General features: G+C 60.1%; 16 protein-coding genes and 3 pseudogenes. 7 read left to right on the forward strand and 12 right to left on the reverse strand.

The window, feature by feature from the left end; all coding sequences use genetic code 11:
• Positions 1-195: IS66 family insertion sequence element accessory protein TnpB (gene tnpB / locus ATY29_RS24800; protein WP_133118211.1), on the reverse strand; the 195-nt coding region annotated here is incomplete at its 3' end.
• A complete protein-coding gene (tnpA, locus tag ATY29_RS38545; protein WP_081282836.1) occupies positions 192-599 on the reverse strand; it encodes an IS66-like element accessory protein TnpA in 408 nt (135 codons plus the stop codon). The genes tnpA and tnpB, both read right to left, overlap by 4 nt.
• A gap of 63 nt (positions 600-662) precedes the next feature.
• On the opposite strand from tnpA, the pseudogene ATY29_RS24815 reads away from it, so the two are divergent.
• Positions 663-1,342 (forward strand): annotated as a pseudogene (locus ATY29_RS24815) (IS481 family transposase); the annotation flags it as partial.
• 513 nt (positions 1,343-1,855) lie between these two features.
• Here ATY29_RS24815 and ATY29_RS24820 read toward each other — a convergent pair.
• Positions 1,856-2,359 carry a helix-turn-helix transcriptional regulator gene (locus ATY29_RS24820; RefSeq protein ID WP_010069248.1) on the reverse strand — a complete coding sequence of 168 codons (504 nt, stop codon included), beginning with the start codon at positions 2,357-2,359 and terminating at the stop codon, positions 1,856-1,858.
• Between the two features lie 1,612 nt (positions 2,360-3,971).
• Here ATY29_RS24820 and ATY29_RS24830 point away from each other — a divergent pair.
• From ATY29_RS24830 to ATY29_RS24835, 3 genes and pseudogenes are all read left to right on the forward strand, one after another.
• Positions 3,972-4,247: a hypothetical protein gene (locus ATY29_RS24830; protein WP_170965924.1), complete on the forward strand. Its 276-nt coding sequence runs from the start codon at positions 3,972-3,974 to the stop codon at positions 4,245-4,247.
• Between the two features lie 230 nt (positions 4,248-4,477).
• Positions 4,478-4,626 (forward strand): annotated as a pseudogene (locus ATY29_RS37865) (IS5/IS1182 family transposase); the annotation flags it as partial.
• Positions 4,627-5,456: 830 nt separating this feature from the next.
• The gene (locus tag ATY29_RS24835; RefSeq protein ID WP_097537409.1) at positions 5,457-6,386 is read left to right on the forward strand and encodes a polyprenyl synthetase family protein; all 930 of its coding nucleotides are present in this window, start codon (positions 5,457-5,459) and stop codon (positions 6,384-6,386) included.
• A 188-nt stretch (positions 6,387-6,574) separates the two neighbouring features.
• On the opposite strand, the gene fni is transcribed toward ATY29_RS24835, so the two are convergent.
• From fni to ATY29_RS24880, 8 genes are all read right to left on the reverse strand, one after another.
• Positions 6,575-7,741, reverse strand: coding sequence for a type 2 isopentenyl-diphosphate Delta-isomerase (gene fni, locus ATY29_RS24840; protein WP_244597440.1), 1,167 nt, complete (start codon positions 7,739-7,741; stop codon positions 6,575-6,577).
• Positions 7,728-8,630, reverse strand: a complete 903-nt coding sequence (locus ATY29_RS24845; RefSeq protein ID WP_097537410.1) for a terpene synthase family protein — start codon at positions 8,628-8,630, stop codon at positions 7,728-7,730. Before ATY29_RS24845 ends, fni begins: the two co-directional genes overlap by 14 nt.
• A complete protein-coding gene (locus ATY29_RS24850) occupies positions 8,627-10,180 on the reverse strand; it encodes a hypothetical protein (protein WP_085861403.1) in 1,554 nt (517 codons plus the stop codon). Before ATY29_RS24850 ends, ATY29_RS24845 begins: the two co-directional genes overlap by 4 nt.
• 793 nt (positions 10,181-10,973) lie before the next feature.
• Positions 10,974-12,317: a cytochrome P450 gene (locus ATY29_RS24860; RefSeq protein WP_097537411.1), complete on the reverse strand. Its 1,344-nt coding sequence runs from the start codon at positions 12,315-12,317 to the stop codon at positions 10,974-10,976.
• Complete coding sequence (locus tag ATY29_RS24865) at positions 12,317-13,159, reverse strand: SDR family oxidoreductase (RefSeq protein ID WP_018247209.1); 843 nt, start codon at positions 13,157-13,159, stop codon at positions 12,317-12,319. The genes ATY29_RS24860 and ATY29_RS24865 overlap by 1 nt, the downstream gene beginning before the upstream one ends.
• A complete protein-coding gene (locus tag ATY29_RS24870; protein WP_011053444.1) occupies positions 13,146-14,747 on the reverse strand; it encodes a cytochrome P450 in 1,602 nt (533 codons plus the stop codon). Before ATY29_RS24870 ends, ATY29_RS24865 begins: the two co-directional genes overlap by 14 nt.
• 5 nt (positions 14,748-14,752) lie before the next feature.
• Entirely contained in the window at positions 14,753-16,033 is a 1,281-nt protein-coding gene (locus ATY29_RS24875) for a cytochrome P450 (RefSeq protein WP_011053445.1), read from the reverse strand.
• Positions 16,034-16,101: 68 nt separating this feature from the next.
• Positions 16,102-16,281 carry a cytochrome P450 gene (locus ATY29_RS24880; protein ID WP_008536508.1) on the reverse strand — a complete coding sequence of 60 codons (180 nt, stop codon included), beginning with the start codon at positions 16,279-16,281 and terminating at the stop codon, positions 16,102-16,104.
• A 1,224-nt stretch (positions 16,282-17,505) separates the two neighbouring features.
• Between ATY29_RS24880 and ATY29_RS24885 the strand changes: the two are divergent.
• A pseudogene (locus ATY29_RS24885) lies at positions 17,506-18,695 on the forward strand (IS3 family transposase).
• Positions 18,696-18,699: 4 nt separating this feature from the next.
• Here the strand turns inward: ATY29_RS24885 and ATY29_RS38630 are convergent.
• Positions 18,700-19,071 carry an exopolysaccharide production repressor protein gene (locus tag ATY29_RS38630; RefSeq protein ID WP_011053447.1) on the reverse strand — a complete coding sequence of 124 codons (372 nt, stop codon included), beginning with the start codon at positions 19,069-19,071 and terminating at the stop codon, positions 18,700-18,702.
• Between the two features lie 1,047 nt (positions 19,072-20,118).
• Between ATY29_RS38630 and ATY29_RS24900 the strand changes: the two genes are divergently transcribed.
• Both ATY29_RS24900 and ATY29_RS24910 read left to right on the forward strand, forming a co-directional pair.
• Entirely contained in the window at positions 20,119-20,556 is a 438-nt protein-coding gene (locus tag ATY29_RS24900) for a DUF3846 domain-containing protein (RefSeq protein WP_008536498.1), read from the forward strand.
• A 517-nt stretch (positions 20,557-21,073) separates the two neighbouring features.
• Positions 21,074-21,784: a nitrogen fixation protein NifQ gene (locus ATY29_RS24910; RefSeq protein WP_008536495.1), complete on the forward strand. Its 711-nt coding sequence runs from the start codon at positions 21,074-21,076 to the stop codon at positions 21,782-21,784.
• Positions 21,785-22,643: the final 859 nt, after the last annotated feature.

The raw sequence follows: 22,643 nt of genomic DNA on the forward strand, positions 1-22,643 counted from the left end.
CGACATGCCGACGCCGTCATGCCAGAGGACCTTGATCAGGTCACCCTTGCGACCCCGGAAGCAGAAGACTTCGCCGCCATGAGGATCGCGGCCAAGACCTTGCCGAACCTTCAGCGCCAGGCTGTTCATGCCGCAACGCATGTCCGTCACCCCGCCCGCGATCCACACCTTTACCCCCGCGGGAAACGCGATCATGACCCATCCACGACGGGCAACAGGCGGGCAAGAATGGTCGGATCAAGCGAGGCTGGGATCGTCAGCCGTCGGCCATTCGGCAGGCCGATCTCGATCGTCATGTCGTCTTCAAATCGCAGCCGTGAGGCTACCTCGCAAGATGCCGCCGCCGATGGCGAAATCGTAAGTGGCACGAAGCCCGTTGTAGCGGAACTGCTCAGAAGACCACTACGGTATTCCCGACGCCAACGGGTCAACAATGACCGTGACAATCCATATCGCCGCGCCGTCACCGAGCCTTGCCGAAAGCCTTGTAGACTTTCCTCGACGATCCGAACCTTCTCTTCGTCCGACCAATCCCGTCGGCGATCAAGATCGTCGACGGACAAGACCTCAATGGGGGAAATGATTGTAGCGCATAACATAAGGCATGGACTTAAAGCCAATCAGCAAGTCAGGACAGACGGCCTTCGCCGGATGGGTACCATCAGCCGACCATTTCACATCTGACGCGTTCGTCGTTGCACAGGTGTTTGCAGCGCCACGGCATTTCACGTCTGCCGGAGGTCAGAGGCGACAAGGAGCCGAAGAAGAAGTTCAAAAGCTATCCGATCGGTTACTTCCACATCGATATTGCCGAGGTGCAGACGGCCGAGGGCAAGCTCTATCTCTTTGTCGCAATTGACCGAACATCCAAGTTCGCGTTCGCGGAACTCTACACCAAAGCCGGCAAGATGAATGCCGCTCAGTTCTTGCGCAATCTGATCACGGCAGTGCCCTACACCATTCACACCGTTTTGACCGACAATGTCATTCAGTTCACCAACCGAGCTTGTGATCGAAATGCCTTCCAGCACATCTTCGATTGGGTCTGCGACGATCACAGCATCGAGCATCGCCTGACCAAGGTGAAGCATCCCTGGACCAACGGACAGGTCGAACGGATGAACCGAACGATCAAGGAGGCGACCGTCAAGCGCTTCCACTACGACGATCATGCGCAGTTGAAAAAACATCTGCTGACTTTATCGACGCCTACAATTTCGGGCGCCGGCTCAAGACGCTAAAGGGCCTTACGCCTTACGAGTTCATCTGCAGACAATGGACTTTGGAGCCGGATCGATTCATCATCGACCCCATCCATCAAATGCCGGGACTAAACACCTAGGCGATGCCCTTACCTGAACGGCGACAGCCATGAACAGCGTTTCCAGTCTCAGCGACTCGACCCCGTTTTTCGCGGAACCTGATCGTGATGTCAAAAGGCTATTTCCGAGCCGAATGGCAAAAAGGATCGGCGCGATGGAACGGAGGCGCGGAGAGGACGGGCTTAGATTCAGCAATCGAAATCAAAGCATGCGCGCCGGCGGCTCGAATACCCACATGGCATTGAGCGGGAAAACCCAACGAGGGAGTTTAACACAGACCCTACTGTCGAAGCAAAGCGCATGCAAATAGACTTGGCGTCGCTCGCCGACGAATCGCTCGAGCATCGAGCGAGATCAACGCCAACCAAAGATCGAAAAATTGCGCAATCGGCGCGTATTGTTGATCAGACGGAAATTCGAGTGAAAAACTAAGTTGTGAGATTGCGGGTGTCTGCACACCGACGACAGCGCGTCGGCTGCGACAGCTATCACCAATACTGCTAACTACTGGGGGCGTCATAGACAAACCCAGCTCACTTCACGGGCTCCGCTACATCACTGATACCTCTGTCGCTCTCGTCGTCATCGGGGATCATTCGCTGCAGGAGCCGAATAAGATCGCGCGTCGTGCCGTTCGGAAGTCTCCTAAGAATCCTCGCCAGTGTGAGACAATCCTCGGCCTCCTCCGATGTGCGGCCCCAAAGATGTGGCGCAGCTTCAAAGATCATATCGATAGGCATGAAGCCAAGAATCTCACACAGATGGATCATCCGAGTAACAGTCATTTTGGAAAATGCCCGCTCGTAGCGTCCGTATACAGGGATGGACAGACCAAGCATTGGAGCAACGTCTGCGCGAGACAGGCCCTGCGCTTCGCGTGTCTTTTTCAGGAACGCGCTGATCAATTCCTCCATGTGACCCAACGATGTAATTTCGCCGCCGAAACCTGGCTTTCGATAGATCGCCTTGTCAACCTCCGGATCGGCGGTGCTGACGAGGCCTCTCGAACTTCTGTAGCTTGCTAGATCTTCCGTCACCGCACGTCCCTGTTTTCCTGCCACTCGTTGTAGACTTGAGCCAACCTGAACCGATTTGAACCACTTGCCATCGCCACACTACAACCGTTTTAAATACCCATTTTGGGCATTTTTTGCGTTATAGCAAATATTTGAGAGTTTAGCCAAATTGCTTCATGAATGCATTCAAAACAGTCTCGCTAGACCGGTGGCCCAGTTCCATGAAAGATGAGTCGGCTATGGCCGCACCCGCCACTGAATCATCTAGGTTGCGTCGAATTTGAGCGAAAATTCACATTCAATGCTCAACATCTTCTAAGCGGTCTTCGTTGAGGACGATAAGACATAATCCTCGAAAACCGATCCATTTCCCCGTCCCACGATATCCCATTTGGCTAGCTGGGAAAGCTCCGCCGTGCTGGAAATCACTCAGCCAAGAACCCATATCGGTTACCGCTCCCGCTAGCGTGTAGGTTCGATGCTCTCTGAAAATTCCGGCATCATGGAGCAAGTGCCACAAACGTGAACTTTGCTAAACGAAGCCGCCACCTTATCGCATCCACACAAAGGGCTTGAAATAGTCGACCGTGAGGGTTACATCATTGTAAGCAGCAGACAACGAGGCTTCCGAAAGGTCGCTGTTGCAGGTGCACCCTTAGAGGTCGGTACACCACGGTAAGGCACACGCGTTCGGCGGAAACGCCATGGGAAGGCTTCTTTAGGGGGCCTTTTTTGTTTCTAGGGCACCCTTATTTGCTGGAAATGAGCCTTTTTTACGAGTTGGCAGACGCTACACCTTCGCTTGATGCGGCTGAAATTAATTTCTTTCTGATCAGCGCTTTTTACCACCAGTTCTACGTTGTGTTCGTCTGATCTGCTCGGGAAAAGGTAATAAACAACAAGATCATTAAGGCCAGAGGTCAGGACAGGGCCTGAAACGGCAAGGTTACCTGCCCAGTAAGGCATACAGAGGTAGGCACAAGATGCTCGAACGTGAATCTACCTTGCGGATGTTCGATTGTTGGGAAGGAGTCGTTAATAGTCGTCATGAGGCGCGGTCACCCGAAGACAGCTCTCACGATCTGGACCCATTCACTGAACTGGATTATAGATTGCGCTGGGTAGTCTGGCTCTGAGACATTGAATTTTCTCCCGATATAAGGGCACGGGTTTGACAACCTTACGAAAGTGCTAACCCCTGAAGTGGTTTCGTTCTCCTGGTAAGGGTCCTTTCATGTTCAAATCGATACGAATAGAGCACTGACCTTTCGCTTCCGTCCTTACGACGGAGTTGTCTGCTTATGTCTCGCGTATCGACCGGAAGCCTGAACATGCTGCAGGAGCGAATTCCCACCTGAGACCGAATTCCTACGACGCCTTCTCCGCAGGAGACCGGAGGTTCGAAATGCGACCAGTGCGCCTGGCCTGACCCGAGAGAGGCTTCGGGCAGCCGAGGACGACACCTACGGCCTGTTCGTCGACTTCCGTTGGCCCAAGAACGTCGGGAAGCCATATTGCCCTCGCTGTGGCTGCCTGGAGCCGTACGGCGTCGTCGTTCTGATGCTCGGAGCCGGAATGCCGCGCCGAATTTTCGGTTTTCGCCAACCGCAAGCTTTCATTCAAGAAGATCATCATGGCAATCTGGGAGGAGATCACGGCCGCCAAGGGCATGGCGGCGCTCCATCTGAGCCGCAAGGCCAACGTCCAGTATAAGACCGCCTACTTCCTGCTGCAGAAGCTCCGGGAGGCAGCCGACCTTCGCCGTGATGCGATCAAGCTGCACGGTACGGCGCAGATCGACGGCAAGTATGTGGGCGGCGTCCTCCGCAAGGTGACAAGAAGGAAGAGCGCAAGGACGGGCGCAAGAAGGAAAATCAGAACGGCAAGCGCATGTGAGTTCTGGCGCTGAGGGAGGCCAACCGCCATGCACCGAACAGAACGGTGACGCGGGGTGGACGAGAACGGCAAGGATGCATGGGCGGCCGTCGCCAAGCATGTCGAGCCGAAGGCGCTCCTGATCGCTGACGAACACAAGGCGCAACCAGGGCTTTGAAAGAAAGCGCTGTATAGATCCACCTGCTCCGCCCTTTTAGTCCGCTAGCAAAAGGCGGTAGGGGACCGACTTCTCGAAGCGGTTTCCTGCCGGCCGACAAGGGCTACGGCAGCGCTGAAATCCTCGCCAAGCCGGTCGAGTGTAAGGCTTCGGCAACATCGCGCCGAAGAACAACTGGAAGGGCTCAGTCGTCTTCTCACGCTGGGTCTATCGGCAGCGTAACCTCGTGAAACGTCAAAAGCATCGGTTCGATCGTAATTGACGCAAAGCTGACAGTCGTGTGCGATCGCGCACATTGACAGGCTGGCATGATGCAAGCGCCGACGTGCATTGTGACCTCAACCCAAATCACTCCAATGCTGGGTTGGCCTTCGGACGGATCGCTCGCAAGGTTGACGCTGTTCAAATACTAGGCGGAGTGGCACAATCCGCGACTCCCGACACACGGTGAGCACCGGAAGGCGCCTTCTGTCGCCATTGAAACATTCACTAACAATGATCTGGTGGCACACCAATTGCTTGTAGGAGCCCAGATCTCTGCCGGCAATGGTTCCGGTCCAAGCTCCAGTGGCTACTATCGACGATGACCAACACCTTTAGATGTAAGGCCCATCTTCGCGCATGTCGTACCGTACGAACGGAGCTCGTCAGCGATCATCACGCGCGGCGGCGTGCAGCCGATCCAAAGAGCTTTGTCACCAGCCACTGCTCAGCGCGGGAGCCTCTTCAGCTTTGGATCAAGACGTTGAGAGCGATGCCATTCTGGCCGACAGCGCCGCCGGAGCCAATGTTCTTCGCGCGCGATCGAAGTAACCGACGTTCAGATGTCATGTCGCCGCGAATGAGACTGCTTCAAGGGATTCCAGTGGGAGATCGCCTTGCCGAGTTAAGGCTCCCACTGGCACACGGTTTCATTGGTCACGCCGGTGCCGCATGTTGGCCGCCGCAATCCGCTAAACTTAACGGTGCCCTAGAACCTGAAGAGACACAGCGAAATCGGCCTTTTGTTTGGCACCCGTTGGACTAGGCCCGTTTTCGTTTTCGTCTCAAAAGTGGAGATGCGATATGATTTCGAATCACCAAGCCGACGTGGTTGGCGATAGCGACAAGCTCATCGAGCAAGCGCTGCGAGCTGCCATGGATACTGCTCTAAGTCCGGCTGCGCCGGCTCACCTGCGTGGAGCGCTGGACGCGGCAGTGTTTCCAGGGGGCTCCCGGATGCGCCCCAAGCTCTGCTTGAAAGTCTCCTATGTGTGCGGCGAAAAAGATCCTGAGCTGGCGACAAGAGCCGCGGCAGCAATTGAATTGCTGCACTGTGCCTCGTTGGTGCATGACGACTTGCCTTGCTTCGATAACGCGGCCCTACGCCGCGGCACACCAACGGTGCACCGGCTTTTCGGAGAGCCTATCGCCGTTTTGACCGGCGATGCCTTGATTGTGATGGCTTTCAAATACCTCAGCTTGCAGGCTGCGCTAACACCTGAGTTGGGCGCGCGCATGATCGAGGTGGTTGCGGAGGCGGTCGGCCCCAGTCACGGACTGATCGCCGGACAGTCGATGGAGGCAATGACGCACGTCCCAATCGACCGCTATCACCATTACAAGACCGGCTCCCTCTTTGTCGCGGCGGCCACTTGCGGTGCCCTGGCAAGTGGTGCAGATCCGGCCCCATGGTCTAAGGTGGGGGAATTGCTCGGGCACGCGTATCAGATCGCCGACGACATCGCAGATACAGTCGGCCGCGCAGAAGTGCTTGGCAAATTGCCTGCCGTGGACACGCAGCTGAATCGACCCAGTATCGTTCGCGGCCAAGGATTGGACAGCGCAGCCGCCAGATTTTATGCGTATCTCGAACAGATAGGTGACACCATTCCTGCCAGCCCTCAAAAACGGTCCTTCGTTGACTGGCTTAATCATGCACTTTGCAAAGGCGTGGCTGGACCGGGAAAAGCCGGTCTGATTCAACAAACGGCGCTGGATTGCGCGCCTTTGTAAGCCCGAGTTACGGTACGCATAACCTAGCCGGCGGCATCATTACCGCTTCATCGTCAACAGCTGCTTCATGAACACTTCGTTCCCTGCATCGAACCGCTGGGCCAAGGTGGATTAGAGGTCTAGCTTTAGCGTTAACGGTTTTTGCAACCAGCTTGGAGGGCCGGCCGACAGAGCGGGCGACGCCGGCATCATCCGACTGGCGGATGCTCGGAGGGCAACAAGTGCGCGGAGGGCAACAAGCGCGCCTGGCGCAACGTCGCCAGATCAGGTGAGCCGGTGCAAAAGCAGGCGACGGCCAACTGGCGGATGACGACCTCGAAATGCGCAACGACCGCTTCGGTCGATACCGTAGCCGCCGGCAGCACGCCGGCTGCCTGCCCGGCAATGTCCGCACCGAGGCGAATGGCCTTGGCCACGTCGACGCCGTCGCGGATCCCGCCGGACGCGATAAGCTTCACCGTTGGCAGTGCCCGACGGACCGCCTGCAAGCTGGCCGGTGTCGGGATCCCCCAATCGGCAAACGCCATCGCCACTGCACGGCCGGCGGCATCGCGGGCGCGCTCGCCCTCCACCGCGGCCCAACTGGTGCCGCCGGCTCCGGCGACATCAATCACCTCAACACCCGCCTCGACGAGCGCGCAGGCCACCGAGGCGGACAGGCCCCACCCGACTTCTTTGGCCACGATCGGCACGCCCACGCTACGCGCGGCGCGAGCCACCTGCGCCAGTACGCCGTGCCAGTCGCGGTCGCCATCCGGCTGTAGCACTTCCTGCAGCGGATTGAGATGGACGATCAGCCCATCAGCCTCCAGCGCATCGACAGCCCGGCGCGCCAGATCAAGGCCGTCGGCCTCGCGCAGTTGCGCAGCGCCGATATTGGCCAGCAAGGGAATGTCAGGCGCCAGGCGGCGTAGGGCGCGCGTCAGCCCCTGGGAATTGCGCGATTGCAGGCTCACGCGCTGCGAACCGACGCACATGGCGATCCCCAAGGCTTGCGCCGCCTCGCTCAGGTGCCGATTGATGGCCTCTGCGCGTGGCATTCCGCCGGTCATGGAACTGATCAGCAGCGGCGCACGCATGGGCTTGCCTAACAGCGATGTGCGCAGTTCGATCTGCGTCAGGTCCAGCTCGGGCAGTGCGCAGTGTTCGAACCGGATTTGCTCCCAGCCGGCAGCGACCGTGGCTGGCGCCGTTCGCCGATCCAGCACGAGGTCCAGATGGTCGTCCTTGCGCCGGGTCAGGGCGTCGTCGCACCCGCTCGCTCGATCCGCCGTATTGGGCGTTGGCGTTGCGTCGGATCGAACCGAGGGCGCCGCGCGCACGCCGCCGCCTCCCGCGCGTTCACGCCGGCGCACGCTGGCCTCCCCCCGCCGCATCGTTGCCGTAGCGGCTGATCGAGGTCTGGTAGTACTTCGCGCGAATGACCGCCATGGCCTCGATTAACGGTCCCCATGGTGCAGGAAAGCGTTCTTTCACCATCACTCGGTGCAGCATGCGCGCATGGCCGACCAGCTCGTCGTTGAGGAAATCCTCCACAGGCATAGCCGGATAACGCTGCAGGAGCAGGATGGCAGCGTTGTCGGCCCCTCCCGCCGCCCTATCCTTGGCGCATCCATGCAGATCGTTCTGCAGGCGCCCTATCGTGGAGATGAGCCGCAGCACCTGGCGAAACGCCGGACGCGCGCGCAGGGTCGCCATGTCCAGCCCCCATAGCAACGACAGGCAACAGAACACGTTCGCGTAGGCGATCGAATCGATGGAGTTGTGCAAGTATTCGGCGTACGACCAGCGTTCAGCCCCCGCCGCCTGCGCGTGTCCGGCGCGCAGCGCCGCGCAGTAGCACCGGGTATCGTTAAGAAGCTCAGTATAGTCGCGCCTATCGTAGGCGAGCGCGGCCAGGGAAGCGCGCAGCACAGCGCAGCCCTCGAAACCGGGGACCGCGCATGGCACGCCCTGCCCCAGCGCCTGCTCCACCGCGGCCAGCTGCTCCGGCGCGATCAGGCCAAGGTCGTTGCAATCGTCGAGCCAAAACAGTAGCGCCAACTCGCGATAAAACGCCACGATCAGCTTTTCGTCCTGCGGATCTCGGCCGGTGCGGGCGCTGATATCGTGCAAGCTCGGTTGGATACACTGCAGGATGTACTGTCCGCCCCTAACTGCTTCTACGGCATGCTCGTCGGCGAATCCGGTCAGGGAACGCCCCCACTCCAGTACTTGCTGCAGCGCGCTTTCGGTCGGGATCATTGCGCTATTCCTCCTGCTACCTCGGTCGGGATGCGCCGCCCCCAACGAAGAGCCAGCCACAAGCCGGCGAGTTCGATCACGCGCACGACCCGGGTCGGGCAATACAATTCCTTGCCGATCCACAGCGGCGTCTGCGGCAATTCATGCGCCTCATGGCGAGCGAGCATCCACTCCAGCGCGTGCGCGACCGCCAGCGCGATGCGGGCGCGCCCTGTCGGCTCTTCGCGCCCATCCATCACGTGCAACGCGAACAGCGCATAGGCGGTTTCCTCAAATGTTGACGCGCGACCCGCGCCCCAGCCGCCGTCGTCGCGCTGCGCCTGCAACAGCGCCGCCAGCGCGCGCTCGTCGCGCCACTGGGGCGCGCCTTGCGCGAGCGCAGCGATTGCATGCGCGGTGGGATACAGCCACGAAACATGCCATTTGTCATTGTCCCATAGACCGTCCGCGTTGCGATTGGCCTCAAGGTAAGCGCTGGTACCGGCGGTGGGCTTTCCCAAAAGTCTGAACGCATGCAGGGCGTGGATGTTGGTCGACACCGAGGCATTGCGCTCGCCGGGGAAGGTAACGAACAGCCCGCCGATTTCGAAGTGGCGCAACGCGTCGGCACCCGGGTTGCGTCCTGCTAGGCGCAGGATGCACAACGCAACAGCAGTGTCGTCCGCATCGGCCGCGAAGTGCAAGGCCGGACCCAGACCGCGCACGCCCAGACAGGCATCGAGCTGCGCGACGATCACGCGCACCGCCTCGGCGAGCGCGGGATGCGAAAACAACCCGGCCAGATGCAGAGTGTACAGCGACCAGCATGGCTCGAACACGTTGATCGGCCAGACGCTGGGAACGACACCTTCGATGCCGCTGCGCGCCGCGCGCGATGCGGCCTGAAGATACCTGTCCGCACGCTCGACCTGTGGCGCGCTCGCCTGTGTGAGGGCGTGCGCACGCCACGCGGCGGTTGCCGCCGGGCTGATGCCGATGCTGCCGTCGTCGTCCAGGCATGCCGTGGTCGGCGACGTCCCCCAGGCTTCCCAGGAGTGCAACAACGGATGGCCGCTCGGCAGCCGTCCCACCGTCCCCAACTTAACCAGGCACGCTTGCCGCAACGGCAACAGCGCCGGGTAGCGCGGAAACACCACGTCGCCCACCAAGGATGTGGCCTCGCCGGAGATCTGCGGCAGGATCAGCTCCGCGCCTACCGGCGCGTCTTCCGGCACCGCATCCGCGTAGGGATCCGGCTGGCGCTCGAGGAACCGCGTTGCAGCCTGAACTGCGTCCGCAGCGCCGGGAAGAGGATCGGCACGCCGCAATGCAAGCAACGCCGCCCACGTGGGTACATGGCGGAACAGTGGGAAGTCAGCACTTCCCCACCCGCCATCGGCCTGTTGCTGCGCCATGAGCCACGCGTATCCGTTCTGCCGACCGGTGACGTTGCCGCTGAACTGCAAAACGCGCGCCGTGTCGTAAACGGACGGACTCACGCTGCCGCCATCGCGCGTCTCGTTCAGCAGGTGGCGCAATTCAGAAAGGATCTGTTCGGACAGCGCACTCATGCGGGATGTTCCCTCTGCAGGCAGTTGACGAGAAGCGCGGCGAAGCGCACCTATGCTGGCGGCGGTCCGCCGGGCAGCGCGGCGGACCGCGGTGGGCAACCGCTCCGATCTGCGCCGTGGAATCGAACACAATGTAGCATCTAGCGGTGCCGCCGGCCGATCGCAGCGGTACGGCGGCGCCTCCGTGCGGACCGGCGCCAATGCGCACAGCGCGTGCTTGAACAGATACCCTTTTGGCCCGCTGCACGGCCTGCGCCAACCGCTCCGCACGCGGGCGCAGCGAGGTGATGGCTTCCTCGGCCTCTGGCCATAGGCCCGGCACTGACTGGGGCGCTGCATGCAGCTTCGTGATCGGCACGCCGGTTGCTTTCTTCTCCGCCGCATGCTTGCCGGGGGCTTGCCCAGCGTCGCGTCATCCGCTGGCATGTCATCCTCGACCACCTACAATACAAGGCCGAAACAGGCGCGATAGCGATCCAGTGCGCGGTACAGCGTAACGCGCGGCATCCTCCGCGACGGCGCATAGCGCGCCCATGCCTATGGACGCGCGCACCGGCAATCCGCCGCACGCCTGCGCGCCCGATCCGCCGAACGGGGAAACGCCAGTTCGGTCGTCGTTTAGCGTGGAACCCTTCTGCATGTTGTTCATCTCCTTCTACCTGACAGAGAATGCCGCGGCGAGCGGCGAGCCGCCGCGGTGCTGCCGGCGTCGCACCGCGCGCGCGCGCCGAGTGCAGCAATGCCGCCCATCGTCTTCGCCGCTGCCTCTTGACACGGGGCAGAGGATCCCAGCTCATGAGAATCCGATGCGGACTGTCATGGACGGATGTGCGGTCGGGTAATAGCGCCGGCCTTTTTCGACGCCGCTCATCAATCGCGGCCGCACCCCGGCCTCCTGCATGGTCAATGCCAAGGCGATGCTGAACTGCACCAGCTCCAGCCATACAAGGTGATAGCCCATGCAGACGTGTGGGCCGGCACCGAACTGCAGCATGTCCACCGGCCGGATCGGCTCCGTGCGTTGCAGCCACCGCCCCAGACGGAACTGATCGGGCGCTTCGTGCAGCAGCGGCGAGGTCGAGAAATGCAGTAGTGGGATGCACAAATGAGTGCCGGCAGGAATGCGCCGCTGGCCGAGTTGTAATTCCTGCATCGCGCGACGCGGTACGAGCGAGGAAGCCGGATGCATTCGTAGCGTCTCCCGAAACAGCGCCTCTGCGACCGGACATTGCGCCAGGTCCTCGTGCCCGGTCGGCACCGCGCCCACGCGTTGCGCCTCTTCGACCAGGGCGTCCCACAGCTCTGGATGCTGCGCCAGCTCGATCACCATCCAGGCTATCGTCGAGGCGGAGGTCTCGTGGCCGGCAAGCAGCAGCAAGCGGATATTGGCGACCAGGACGTCATCGGAGAGCGCGCCATCGCTGCAATCGAAGGCGCTCACCATGTCGTTGATCAACCCGGTGCGCGCGGCGCGCGCGCGCGCGTCCCGGATGAACTGGCGCGACTGCGCGTCGATCCAATCGCGGGCGGCGCGGCCGCGTCGCAAGGGCATCCCCGGCAGGTTGATCGGGGGCGCGACCATCAATTGTAGCAGTTGCCGGTACTTGCGATGCCACTCCGACAGGTCTTGAGCGGGGATGCCCATGAGACTGAAGGTGAGTTTGAGCATCAGGTTGCGGGTGTCTGGCAGGATAGCGACTTCACCGCGGTCGCGCCACGCCTTGACCTGAGCCCTAATAATTGGTTCGAACAGCTCGCCAATGCCGGCCTCGGTCAGACCCCTCGGCAGAAACGCCGCTTTTATCCCATCGCGCGCCTGCCGGTGCGCGCTACCGTCCAAAGTGACCAACGTTCCGCCAAGGATGTCGGGCGCCATCTCTTCGATCAGTGCCGAGGACACTTCCTTGTGCCGGAGCAATGCGAGCGCATCTGGATCCAGGCATGTCATCAGGTGTCCGGCCGGGCCGAAGTCCAGCCAGAAGTGGCTGCCTAGGGTCCTTTCCGCGCGCCGCAGCAGGCGCGGCAGATCGCAGACCATGGCGGGGAGATGCCCGACCAGGGGGAAAGCGCCAGGCATGACCGGGATGTCGTCCCGTAGCCGGCGCCAGCGGTTCAGCGGGTTGAGCAGCATGTCCATCACCAATGCGACGCTGCGGTTGCTTCGGCGGCGTCACCGGCCGGCCGAGCCGCGCTGTTGCCACCGTCGGCGTAGGTTGGAACATGCGCCAACATGCCGCCGTCGATGCACACCACCTGGCCGGTGATGAACGCAGCCTCCTCCGAGAGCAGGAACGCGACCAGCGCGGCTACGTCCTCGGGGCGGCCGACGTGCGGCAGGAGCTGGTGCCGGTGTAGATGCCGTTGCATGCACTCGTCCAGCTTGGCGAAGAGACGTTCAGTCATGACAAGACCTGGCGCAACCGCGTTGCAGCGGATCTTCGCGTGTCCGTATTGGGTGGCAAGCGAGGCCGACAGCATGTTCATTGCGGCCTTCGACGCGGCGTATGACGTCAGTGCGGTGTCGCCGCTGAGCCCTTGGCACGATGACATGTTCACGATCGCGCCACCACCACGGCCGATCATTTGTGGGATGGCCTGCCGGCAGCAAAGGAGCGTGCCGCGCAAATTGGTCGCCATGGTCTGGTCCCAGACCGCCACGTCCAGGTCGAGGATCGCGCGGTCGTGCGGAGTCAAATGCATGGCGCTCGCATTGTTCACAAGCACGTCGACCCCACCGAAGCGCCGCTTCGCCGTTTTGAACAGCTCTGCCACCGCCTGCGCATCTGCGATGTCCATGGCCACGGCCAGCGCTTGGCCCGCTTCGGCTGCGATCTGTGCGGTGCAGGCGATGGCAGCGGGGCCATCAATGTCGGCCACCACCACTCTGCCGCCCTCGCGCGCGATGGCGAGGGCGCATGCCTTGCCGATCCCGGCGCCGGCGCCGGTCACCACGGCCACCTTGCCTTTAAATCGTTCCATCATGTTCTCCTGGATTGCGTAGGTCTTTCGCTGCATGTCGCTCAGCGTCTGCCGGAGAGGGCGTAGGGCCGGGGTTGGTGCAATGGTCATCGCCGGCTTCGCTTTCGATCACCCGAATGGCCGCGACCGGGCACTGGCTGGCTGCTAGGCGCACGGCGGCGTGCAGCGCCTGCGGGACCGTCGCCATGCACACTTCCGCCACGCCGTCCGGCTCGCGCTGACGAAAGGTGCCCGGCAGCGTCAACACGCACTGACCAGTGGTTCCGCACAGGTCCTGGTCGACCACGACGCGAACCTCAGCCGCCGCCTGCGCGTGCAGCCGCACCGGCAGCGCGCGGAACGTCCTAAGGAACGCTGAGGGCTCCCGGGTCGGCTGCTCGGCCAAGGCCAACGTGGGGAAGCGAGCCTGGATCTGCGGCAGGCTCTCGGCCAGTTGCACCCTGGCGAGTTGAGCACCTAGGCAGAAGTGGATGCCGTGGCCGAAGCTCAGCATAATCTTTCCGTCGCTCGACATGCCAGGCCTGGTGCCGTAGAACCGCACCGGATCGAAGCGGTCGGGATCAGCGAAAGCGTCCGGGTCGCGATTGCCGGCCGCGATCAGCACGCGCACGTCCGCGTCCTTCGGGATCACCACGCCATGCAGTTCGATGTCGCGCTGGGCGATACGCGGAATGGAGCTGAACATGGCCGGCGCCTCGCAGCGCAGTACTTCTTCTACAAATGCCTCCACCCCTGCGGCGTCTCCCTGCAGCCAGTGCCGCTCCTCGGGGTAGGCCAGCATCGCCAGCACCGCATGGTCGATAGTCGCAGCAGTGGTGGCGAAGCCGCCCAGCAACATGCCCCACAGCATGCTGATCAACTCCGCGTCCGAGAGCGTATCGGCGTCGTCGGTGTGTGCGCCGACCAGTGTCGACACGATGTCGCGGCGGGGATCGGCGCGCTTGCGCAGTATGAGGTCGCCGAAATAGGCCTTCACCCTGGCGCTGGCCACGTCCGCCGCGGCGAGCTGTGGATCGCTGGCGTGCGGGCTCAGGCCTTCTAGAATGGCGCTGACGATCGCTGAGAGCTCGAAAACGTCGTCTTGGGGCATGCCGAACAATTCAGCGAAGACAAGCATGGGCAAGGCCAGTGCGAATTCCCGATGCAGGTCCACCGCCTCTCCTCGCTCCAGTGCGGGCGCCATGCCATCCAGGCGAGCTGCGACGATGCGCGCGATGCTCGGCCGCAGGTTGTCGATCTGGCCCACGGTGAAATCGCGCGAAATCAGCCGGCGCAGACGCGTATGCGTCGGTGGTTCCTTCATGGCTAGCGTAGACGCCAGCAGATTGAGCGACAGGCTGCTCGCCGCACGCGGGAAATAGCGCGCCAGTTCGGATGGCGCCGGCCCCCGAAACGCATCGCCCGTAGCCTTGAACGCCCAGTAGATGTCGGCGTGGCGGCTCAACAGAAAGAGGCCCGACGCCGCGCGGTGCACCGGATCGTGCTCTCGCAACCACCGCATGAACGGGTACGGGTCTTGGATGCATGCTGGCGACGCCAGCTCGGCGAAGGCGTCGTGGCATGCTGCCGTGGTGTCTTGCACGTCCATCTTGATTACCTGTCGAGTGGCTGATCTGACCGGTGCGCGCCAGGCGCCGCCAAATGAGAAGATTGCGATGCCGGGGGGCGTCCGCACCAGAGCACCGGCATCTCCTCGAACCCGCCGGTGATGATCTCCTTGCGCAACTTCAGTTCTTCGGGCGCCACGGCCAGGCGCAACGCGGGAAAGCGCTGGAAGATCGAACCGAATATGGCCTTCAGTTCCAGCCTCGCCAGCGCCGCCCCGATGCAATTGTGCTGCCCGTAGGAGAACGCCAGGTGGGGATTTGCGTCGCGTCCGATGTCGAAGACTTCCGGGTCTTTGAAATGGCACGGATCAAACGAGGTCGCCGGCAGGCCGACCAGTACTTTGCTCTCCGCGGGTATATGCACGCCCGCGATGGTAACGTCGGTCCGGGGATAGCGCATGATGCCGTCCCACCCCGCGCCAGGCGAATACATGCGCAGTATTTCTTCCACCGCCTTGTCAACCAGGGAAGGATCGCGGACCAGGCGTTCGCGCTGTTGCGGATGGCGAAACATGGCCAGCAGGCCGAATTCGATCTGCGCGACGGTGCTCTCGTGCCCCGCCACCAGCACGCCCGCCGCGAGGCCGATCGCCTCTTCCTCGGTCGCTTTGCCCTGGTCGACCGCGGCTAGCAGATCCGTCAGCAGGTTATCGCCCGGATCCTGTCGCTTGCCCCGTATTTTGCCGTGGATGTAGGCGCGGAGCTCTTCCCAGGCCAGGCCGGACGCGCTGCGCGGGCCGCTTTCATGCTGGTGCGTCATCACCTCGTCGGAGAGCCCTGCGAAAAAGGCGTGTTCCTCGAAGGGCACGCCCATCAGCGCGCTGATTACCTTGGCCGGAAGCGGAAAGGAGAGATGGCGTCGCAAGTCTGCGGGCTGGGGCTGAACCGCCAGCGTATCGAACAACTGCACGGTGATCGCCTCGACCTGCTGCGTAAGCAGCTTCACCCTGCTGTTGCTGAAGGCCGGCGCCACGATCGTGCGTAACCGAGCATGCTCGTCCCCTTCGTGCGAGACCAGCCATCCCGGCGAACCGAGAATGACCGAATCGGGGGTGAAATCCGCCGGAGGCATTCCCGCGGGCAGGAATGCCGCGTCAGACAGCACCGCCTTGGCCTCGTCATAGCCTGTCACCCACCAGCATTCGTGCCCGGACGGAAGGCGCACGCGGTGGATCGGACCTTTGGCGCGTAGCGCTAACATCTCGGGCGAGGGCTCGATGTGATCGACCCGCCACATCGGCAGCGTCGGCAAGGATTGTTCGGACATGGTGACGCTTCACTCTTTAAGCCCGGAAGGGGCGGAAGATGATGGGCAGACTGCGGGCAGCAAATGAGTTAAGGCAACGTGTAGACCACGCCCTCTGCGGCGATTGCCAGCGCCAGATCCTCCGGCCGCACGAACGGCGGGGGGAAGACACTTCCCAATTCCAGGCGCGCCAGCGCAGCGCCCAGGCACAGATGCGGCCCCTGGCCGAGCGGCAGGTGCGGGTTTTGCAGCCGGTTGAAATCGAACATGTCGGTATCGCCATAGGTCGGCCGACCGTAGGAATTGGCGCAGCAGGTTCGACCGCACCCGCCCACCGACCCGTCCGCAAACAGAACTTCCAGTCCAGTCCCACACCCCCGGCTTCCCGCCTGGCTCAAGGTCTGCCGCTTTGGCTGTACCGCTCGCGACGTGGGCGATTGTTGTGGGTCGCAAACGAAGAACTCTAGATCGCATCTAACACTCCTCACATTTTCCCGGCACACACAACCGAGCCACTATCATTGCCCAGCAAACCATCGGAACTCACGAGACGCGAACAGCGATGCGCCGCCCGAAGACCATCGCGCTGCGATTGGCGACATACCGTGACCAGAGCAAACCGCGTGCCGAAGTGAATTCGTGGGTTCAGCAGGCATTTCGTAGCAGCGCGTAGTGTCAAGCTCCCGCCATTCAGTCTCAATGCCGACAACCGCGGAGTACATGTCTGACAAAAGACTGCTCTAAGCCGGTCTGCGTCCGATAGTCGGCGACCTGCATGGGATGCCCTCGCGGCGGGCTTTCGTGCAACAATCCGCGCCATCTTCGACGTCGAAGTTGCCCCGCCAGTTTTCGTCCGATGGGCGGGAACGTCGTCGACTGCGCCGAGGCCGCCGCGTTAAAAGCGCCGGCTCTGGGCAAATCAGACTGGACCCGCCTCGACCCTCCGGTAGTAAAGTTTGCGGAGCTTATTTCCGCCAAATGCAAGTTCTGAGCTTGTAGTCATCTCGTTGACGTTGTTCTTAATGTTTCCACCCCCGCGCTTACCGAGACGGTCGAGCTTCTCGATCGGCGTAGGTAGAAAAGGCAACGGGAAACGCTCAAATTTCGAAGCATGTTCTCTTCCGGAAACATGTCATCTAATCAGGAGCGGCGGTCGGCAACAGTCGCCTGAGTCGGAGGTGCTTTCTAAACCAGACGATGCCCAATCCAGAAGCCTCCTGCCGAAGATGAAGCAATCGGGAGACCAATGCAGCATCTCATGGACCGCCGCACCGTGGTGAAGAAAGCGGTCCTCGGTTGCTGGAGGTTGTTGAGTAGTTCCATGACATCGAATTGAGCTTTAGCCTGATGAATTGGGTCAATACCTACACCGCTAACTAAGGGGTGCGCCGTTTACGCCTTAGGTCAAGCTGGGGGACGTTGGACTGCTCTGACCTGCCCCTGCGAATTTCCTCCAGAATTGATTAGAGTCCGGCCCATCAAAGGACGGACGAATGAAGAAGCAGAGATTTACCGAAGAGCAGATAATTGCGGTGCTGAAGGAGCAGGAGGCTGGTGCGAAGGCGGCCGACCTTTGCCGCAAGCACGGATTTCAGAAGCGACGTTTTACAACTGGAAAGCCAAATACGGCGGCCTGGAAGTCTCCGAGGCCAAGCGGCTGAAGGCGCTTGAAGATGAGAATGCCAGGCTGAAGAAGCTGCTCGCCGAGCAGATGTTGGACGCAGCAGCACTCCGCGAGCTTCTTTCAAAAAAATGGTAGGGCCTGTCGCGAAGCGTGACGCCGTCACGCATCTGAAGACCGTCATGGGTCTTTCGGAACGGCGGGCCTGCCAGATCATATCCGCCGACCGCAAGACGATCCGCTATCAGTCGAACCGACCGCCGGAAACCGAGTTGCGAGCGAAGCTGCGCGACCTCGCCAATGAGCGGCGGCGTTTCGGCTACCGGCGACTGTTCGTCCTGCTTCGGCGGGAGGGAGAACCGTCCGGGGTCAATCGCATCTATCGCCTTTATCGGGAGGAGGGTCTCTCTGTCCGCAAGCGCAAAGCCAGACGCCGTGCTGTCCGCACGCGTGCTCCGATTTCTGGTCGAAGCTAAGGCCAATGCCCGATGGTCGCTAGACTTCGTGCACGACCAGTTCGCTTGCGGAAGGAGGTTTCGCGTGCTCAACATCGTCGATGACGTAACGCGCGAATGCCTGGCGGCGATCCCGGACACGTCGATCTCCGGCCGCCGTGTCGCCAGAGAACTGACGACGCTGATCGAACGACGCGGCAAGCCGGGGATGATCGTCTCCGACAACGGCACTGAACTCACCTCGAATGCGATCCTCGCGTGGTCGAAGGATCACAAAGTCGACTGGCACTACATCGCGCCGGGAAAGCCGATGCAGAACGGCTATGCCGAGAGCTTCAATGGTCGGATGCGCGACGAACTGCTCAACGAAAGCCTGTTCTTTGGCCTCAATCATGCCCGAAGCGCCATTGCCGAATGGGCGGACGATCACAATAATTTCCGGCCGCACTAATCGCTCGGATATCAGACCCCGGCAGATTATGCCGGGACCATCGCCGCAACCGGCTCCAACGCTGCGCAAGATGAAGGCTTCGCGTTTCCGCCGGTTGCTCACACCGCGCCACTTGGCGTATTCAAAACCGCCGAGGCTCTAATCGCCGCCGGATGAAAATTCAGTGGCAGGTCAGCTCAGTTTCATCGCGATCATGTTTTTGTGGCTGGTTTGCCTGCCGAGTTCCTGAATGTATCGACCTGTCGCTCTCGCGCGTGGGCCGGAAGGACATAAATAGCAGGCTCAAGAAATAAACGACCTGAAGGAAAACCGAAGCCGCTAGTGTTACGGCGAACGCTTTGAAGATGGAAAGCGACGCGGCGTAGGCCGAAACAGCGCTGGTGCACGTGACCAGTAGCAGGATGCAAAAAAAAGTTCTAAAGGACAAGGCCTTGCTCCCGTTCGTTCGTCCAATACTTGAACTGCGTCGACGCTGACGTTTCGCCCGATTCGTCCACGCTATGAACGTGCATGACTTCGCCGTGAGTGCCATAGGTTGCCAAAAGTTGGGTCAGCGCGAATACGCCAAAGTGACGACTTCTTCTTTCGCGGCTTCCGACTCGGCAAATCCTGTTCGCCAGACTCCGAAGGCCGCCGCCATAGCGAGCAACAAGGCGGCGCCAGTATCTCTCCGGGATACGCAATAAAATCTGCCGCTTCCTATCTATTGCATTTTTGTACGTTCTCCGCTGAGGTCGCGATCGGCTTGTTTGGTGAGACACCTTGGTCATGCACCAAGGTCGCTAATCAGGCAAAATAGATTGATTGGATGCCATCATCCGCGTTTTGAATAACGCTAAAAACGCGGCACCGAAAACGCCTGGGGACCGAGCGCGAACTCGCGACCGCGGCTTTCAGCACACTTTAAGTCAGCCAACAGTGAGCGCGGCTGTTGCCCCGGTTGCGCTAGCCAAATGTCGTGATGCTCGGATGGACTCGCCGATTGCAAATTTTCTTTCTGCTTTATACGTCGTAAGGGGTGCCTTGATAGAAGCTCCACTCGTTAGCTTCGAGTTCAGGCTCTCGCGTCTGCAGCATGGGAAATGATTTCTAATTCTGCCGGGTATTCGTACAACGTACAGATCTCGTCAAACTTGGAACACGCACCCGTTCGCATAGTTTGCCCAAGGTCGGGATCCCGTTCCGCAAATTTGGGACAAATTCGAGCCATACGTGCGGCGACGCCGATGGCCGCCGCGTTCGATTGCTGAACCCGCTTAGTCGACTCGCGGCTGCCGGTATGGTCTAACATCGTCGCGTTCATGTTTGGCCCGGAGTTGGTATGGGGGCTGGCCGGAATAAAAACACGCCCATTAAAATATCTCAATAGAATCAACTGGCTGGGCGACATCGGAGCGACGCGTCCGGAGCCTGGCTTGAATTGAACCGAACCGAATTGGCGCAGGACCATTTACACAGCACGCTGAAATCTGCATATTGCCGCGCGTTGTCGCTATCCCAAGTTGATGCACGAGTCGCTTTCGCTCCCGTCAAAAGCAGCTGGGCACGAGCTCTTTTCAAGAATTTAGAAGGCAAGGATATGGAAAATTTTGTGTATCTGTTGGAGCCAGAAAGTGCGATCTTTCGCGCCGCTGAGCTCCCTGATCGCAACAGCATTGCATCGATCGCCGGTTTAATTGGCAGTGATCTTATTCAGATGATCCGCTTCGACGACATGCACTCGCTATTTGTTGGCGAAGAAGCTTTGCGAGTTGGGTTAACCGCCTTTACGATCTTTGACGGGTACCCGATCCCTCTTGCCGGGCAGATAGCGCTTTTGGGAGGCGATGGTAGTAAACCTTATCGTTCGCCGTCAATAACGATGACGGAAGCCGCGCGACGTTTTGAATGTTGCCGGCCGGTGCTTGATCCTGTGTTTGTTCCGATGGACCGAGTGGCGAACAAGGGCCTCATCGTTGCGGGCGCACTGGAAGGCCTGCAAGTGCGTATTGATCGCCGCTCCCCGGTGCTCCTATGAGCGCAATGACGAATGATAGGATCCAGGAGAATGAACTCTATCGCGCCGATTCGCTGAGAGTCCGCGAGCGTGGCGACATGGGCTCGAGAAACGGAAAGCTGACGCCTCAAAGCGGCGTTTACTACGTTGCCGAAGGCCTCCCGTTCAACTGGACAAAGGTCAACACTGAAGGTCGGAAGACGTTCAGTGCCGGTCTCCAACTACTCTGAGGACTATCGAAGAGACATATGATAACTCTATCGGCGGCTAACACGTCGTTGCGCAGCAATTGATCTTTGATCTTCCCTCAGATTGCTACACTCAGACTGCTCGATCGGCGCCGCAGATTGAAAGCCTGCGTTTGTCCGTTTGGCGATAACTGGGAGGCGGGATCGCCTCCCCGCTGCACGGGCGATCGAGTGATTGAAAAGCCGGCTTCAACTGTCACTTGCTCAAGCTGGCACAACCTTTGAATGCTCGCCTTGCGGGGATCAAAGCAGCCAACTGAATTCGATTATTGGAGAAAGCGACGAAGCGCATGCCAAATGTGCATCACATCGGGGTCTCGACGGTGGCGGTGCCAGCTGCGGACGCCGCACGTCAAACCGGCATAGCCGTCGACCACTGCGACGATTGCCAAACACGCTATTTCAGCCGACCATGCCAGATGGGTCTCAAGTTATATTTTGATGACTATGTGCTCTTCCGCGTTTTTTCGCGCGCACTTGAAGAAATTGAGATGGGGATTGCCACCGCGACCGAGGCAACCGGCCTTTCGCTTAGGGAGCTGCGGGATATACCAGCCCGCAGTTTCCCGGCAAGGCTTATCCGCGCTTTTGCCCTGCAAGAGGCGAGTGATTGCGTGCCTGATGCGGAGGAGCAACTGTTGCGCGATATGCTCCTAGGGCATGTGCGGCCAGGCGACCCTGAGGGCGTGCGTTTTGCTAAGATCATTGCGCGACGTTCCATGCGCGAAGACCACCTCTGGCGGGATCTCGGCTTGCTTGACAAAGCCGAACTTAGGAGATTGCTGTTCGCGCATTTTCCGGCGCTGGTGGCAGGCAACACCAACAACATGAGGTGGAAGAAGTATTTTTACCGCAAGATTTGCGAAGCTGAAGGCTTTTCCCTTTGTAGCGCTCCCAGCTGCAAGGAATGCGGCGATTTTAATGAATGCTTTCTCCCTGAGGAAAGCGGAAGTCTTTCTGGAGCGGCAGAGTTCGTCGGGCGCGAGATCTTGAAAACGTGAAGGCCACAGATGCAACTTGGCGGGCTTGTCCGGCGACGTTGAACCGATACGGGGGATTATTGCTCCCGATATTACGACTGTGCGGGCACGCGCAAATGCCACTTTCCTAAAGATGAGCGGTGATGTCGTCGTCGGATAATGATCATCGGTCAATTCTGATAGCACCTACTAAAATTGCCTTAAGCTCTTCGCCGTATTCGACTACGCGATCCACAATTTGTCGGAGCTGAGCGTATGGCCGGAAAAAAGCGTCCGCGACTAGCGCTTTAACTTGATAGCTTGCTCACGATCTTTGCTGTAGCCTTCGAGCATTTCCTCAGAATCTGGCCCGCTGACGATCGAAACCGGCTCCGTTGTCAATCTCAGCCAATGGCGAAACAATCCGGGCCTGCAAGACTGCAGCTGCCAAGCTGTCGGCATTCCCCCTATTTGTTCATGGAGACAGCATAACAGCGAGTTTGTTGTAAGCGACAATCTCTACTGTGCCTTCATATGCGTTCTGCTGATCATCCGGCCTTGATTCGACGCGTGGTGCGAAGCCGATCGGCCGTCAAGACGGTACCGATCTGCTTGGCTCTACGACTTGCCACACTACTTCTGTCCCTCGCCTGAGATGTAAGGATACGGACGAGATTTGTTGATCTTTGACGCAAGCGATTTCCAACCGACAAGACCTCGCAGCCGCTTCGTCCAGTTTGGCGGTTTCGAGACAAGAGTTTGTCGATCCCGCCTTCGAAAGTTCGGAACTAAATAGCTGAAGATCAGCAAAACAGCTGTTTTATATGCTGCTGCCCACATGGCACGGGTTTTGAAGATTGCCATGCGAGGCGGCGCGAGCTGCCTGCCTTTTACTCAGCGA

The sequence above is a fragment of the Rhizobium hidalgonense genome (assembly GCF_002914525.1).
Taxonomy (GTDB): Bacteria; Pseudomonadota; Alphaproteobacteria; order Rhizobiales; family Rhizobiaceae; genus Rhizobium; species Rhizobium hidalgonense.

Excerpts from the sequence above, each read along its gene's own strand:
- ATY29_RS24880 (WP_008536508.1), bottom strand. The coding sequence starts at position 16,281 with ATGTTCGATTTCAACCGGCTGCAAAACCCGCACCTGCCGCTCGGCCAG.
- ATY29_RS24900 (WP_008536498.1), top strand. The coding sequence starts at position 20,119 with ATGGAAAATTTTGTGTATCTGTTGGAGCCAGAAAGTGCGATCTTTCGC.
- ATY29_RS24830 (WP_170965924.1), top strand. The coding sequence starts at position 3,972 with ATGGCAATCTGGGAGGAGATCACGGCCGCCAAGGGCATGGCGGCGCTC.
- ATY29_RS24870 (WP_011053444.1), bottom strand. The coding sequence starts at position 14,747 with ATGGACGTGCAAGACACCACGGCAGCATGCCACGACGCCTTCGCCGAG.
- ATY29_RS24845 (WP_097537410.1), bottom strand. The coding sequence starts at position 8,630 with ATGATCCCGACCGAAAGCGCGCTGCAGCAAGTACTGGAGTGGGGGCGT.
- ATY29_RS24875 (WP_011053445.1), bottom strand. The coding sequence starts at position 16,033 with ATGTCCGAACAATCCTTGCCGACGCTGCCGATGTGGCGGGTCGATCAC.
- ATY29_RS24835 (WP_097537409.1), top strand. The coding sequence starts at position 5,457 with ATGATTTCGAATCACCAAGCCGACGTGGTTGGCGATAGCGACAAGCTC.
- ATY29_RS24865 (WP_018247209.1), bottom strand. The coding sequence starts at position 13,159 with ATGGAACGATTTAAAGGCAAGGTGGCCGTGGTGACCGGCGCCGGCGCC.
- ATY29_RS24910 (WP_008536495.1), top strand. The coding sequence starts at position 21,074 with ATGCCAAATGTGCATCACATCGGGGTCTCGACGGTGGCGGTGCCAGCT.
- ATY29_RS24860 (WP_097537411.1), bottom strand. The coding sequence starts at position 12,317 with ATGGACATGCTGCTCAACCCGCTGAACCGCTGGCGCCGGCTACGGGAC.
- tnpA (WP_081282836.1), bottom strand. The coding sequence starts at position 599 with ATGTTATGCGCTACAATCATTTCCCCCATTGAGGTCTTGTCCGTCGAC.
- ATY29_RS24850 (WP_085861403.1), bottom strand. The coding sequence starts at position 10,180 with ATGAGTGCGCTGTCCGAACAGATCCTTTCTGAATTGCGCCACCTGCTG.
- ATY29_RS38630 (WP_011053447.1), bottom strand. The coding sequence starts at position 19,071 with ATGGCACTCACGGCGAAGTCATGCACGTTCATAGCGTGGACGAATCGG.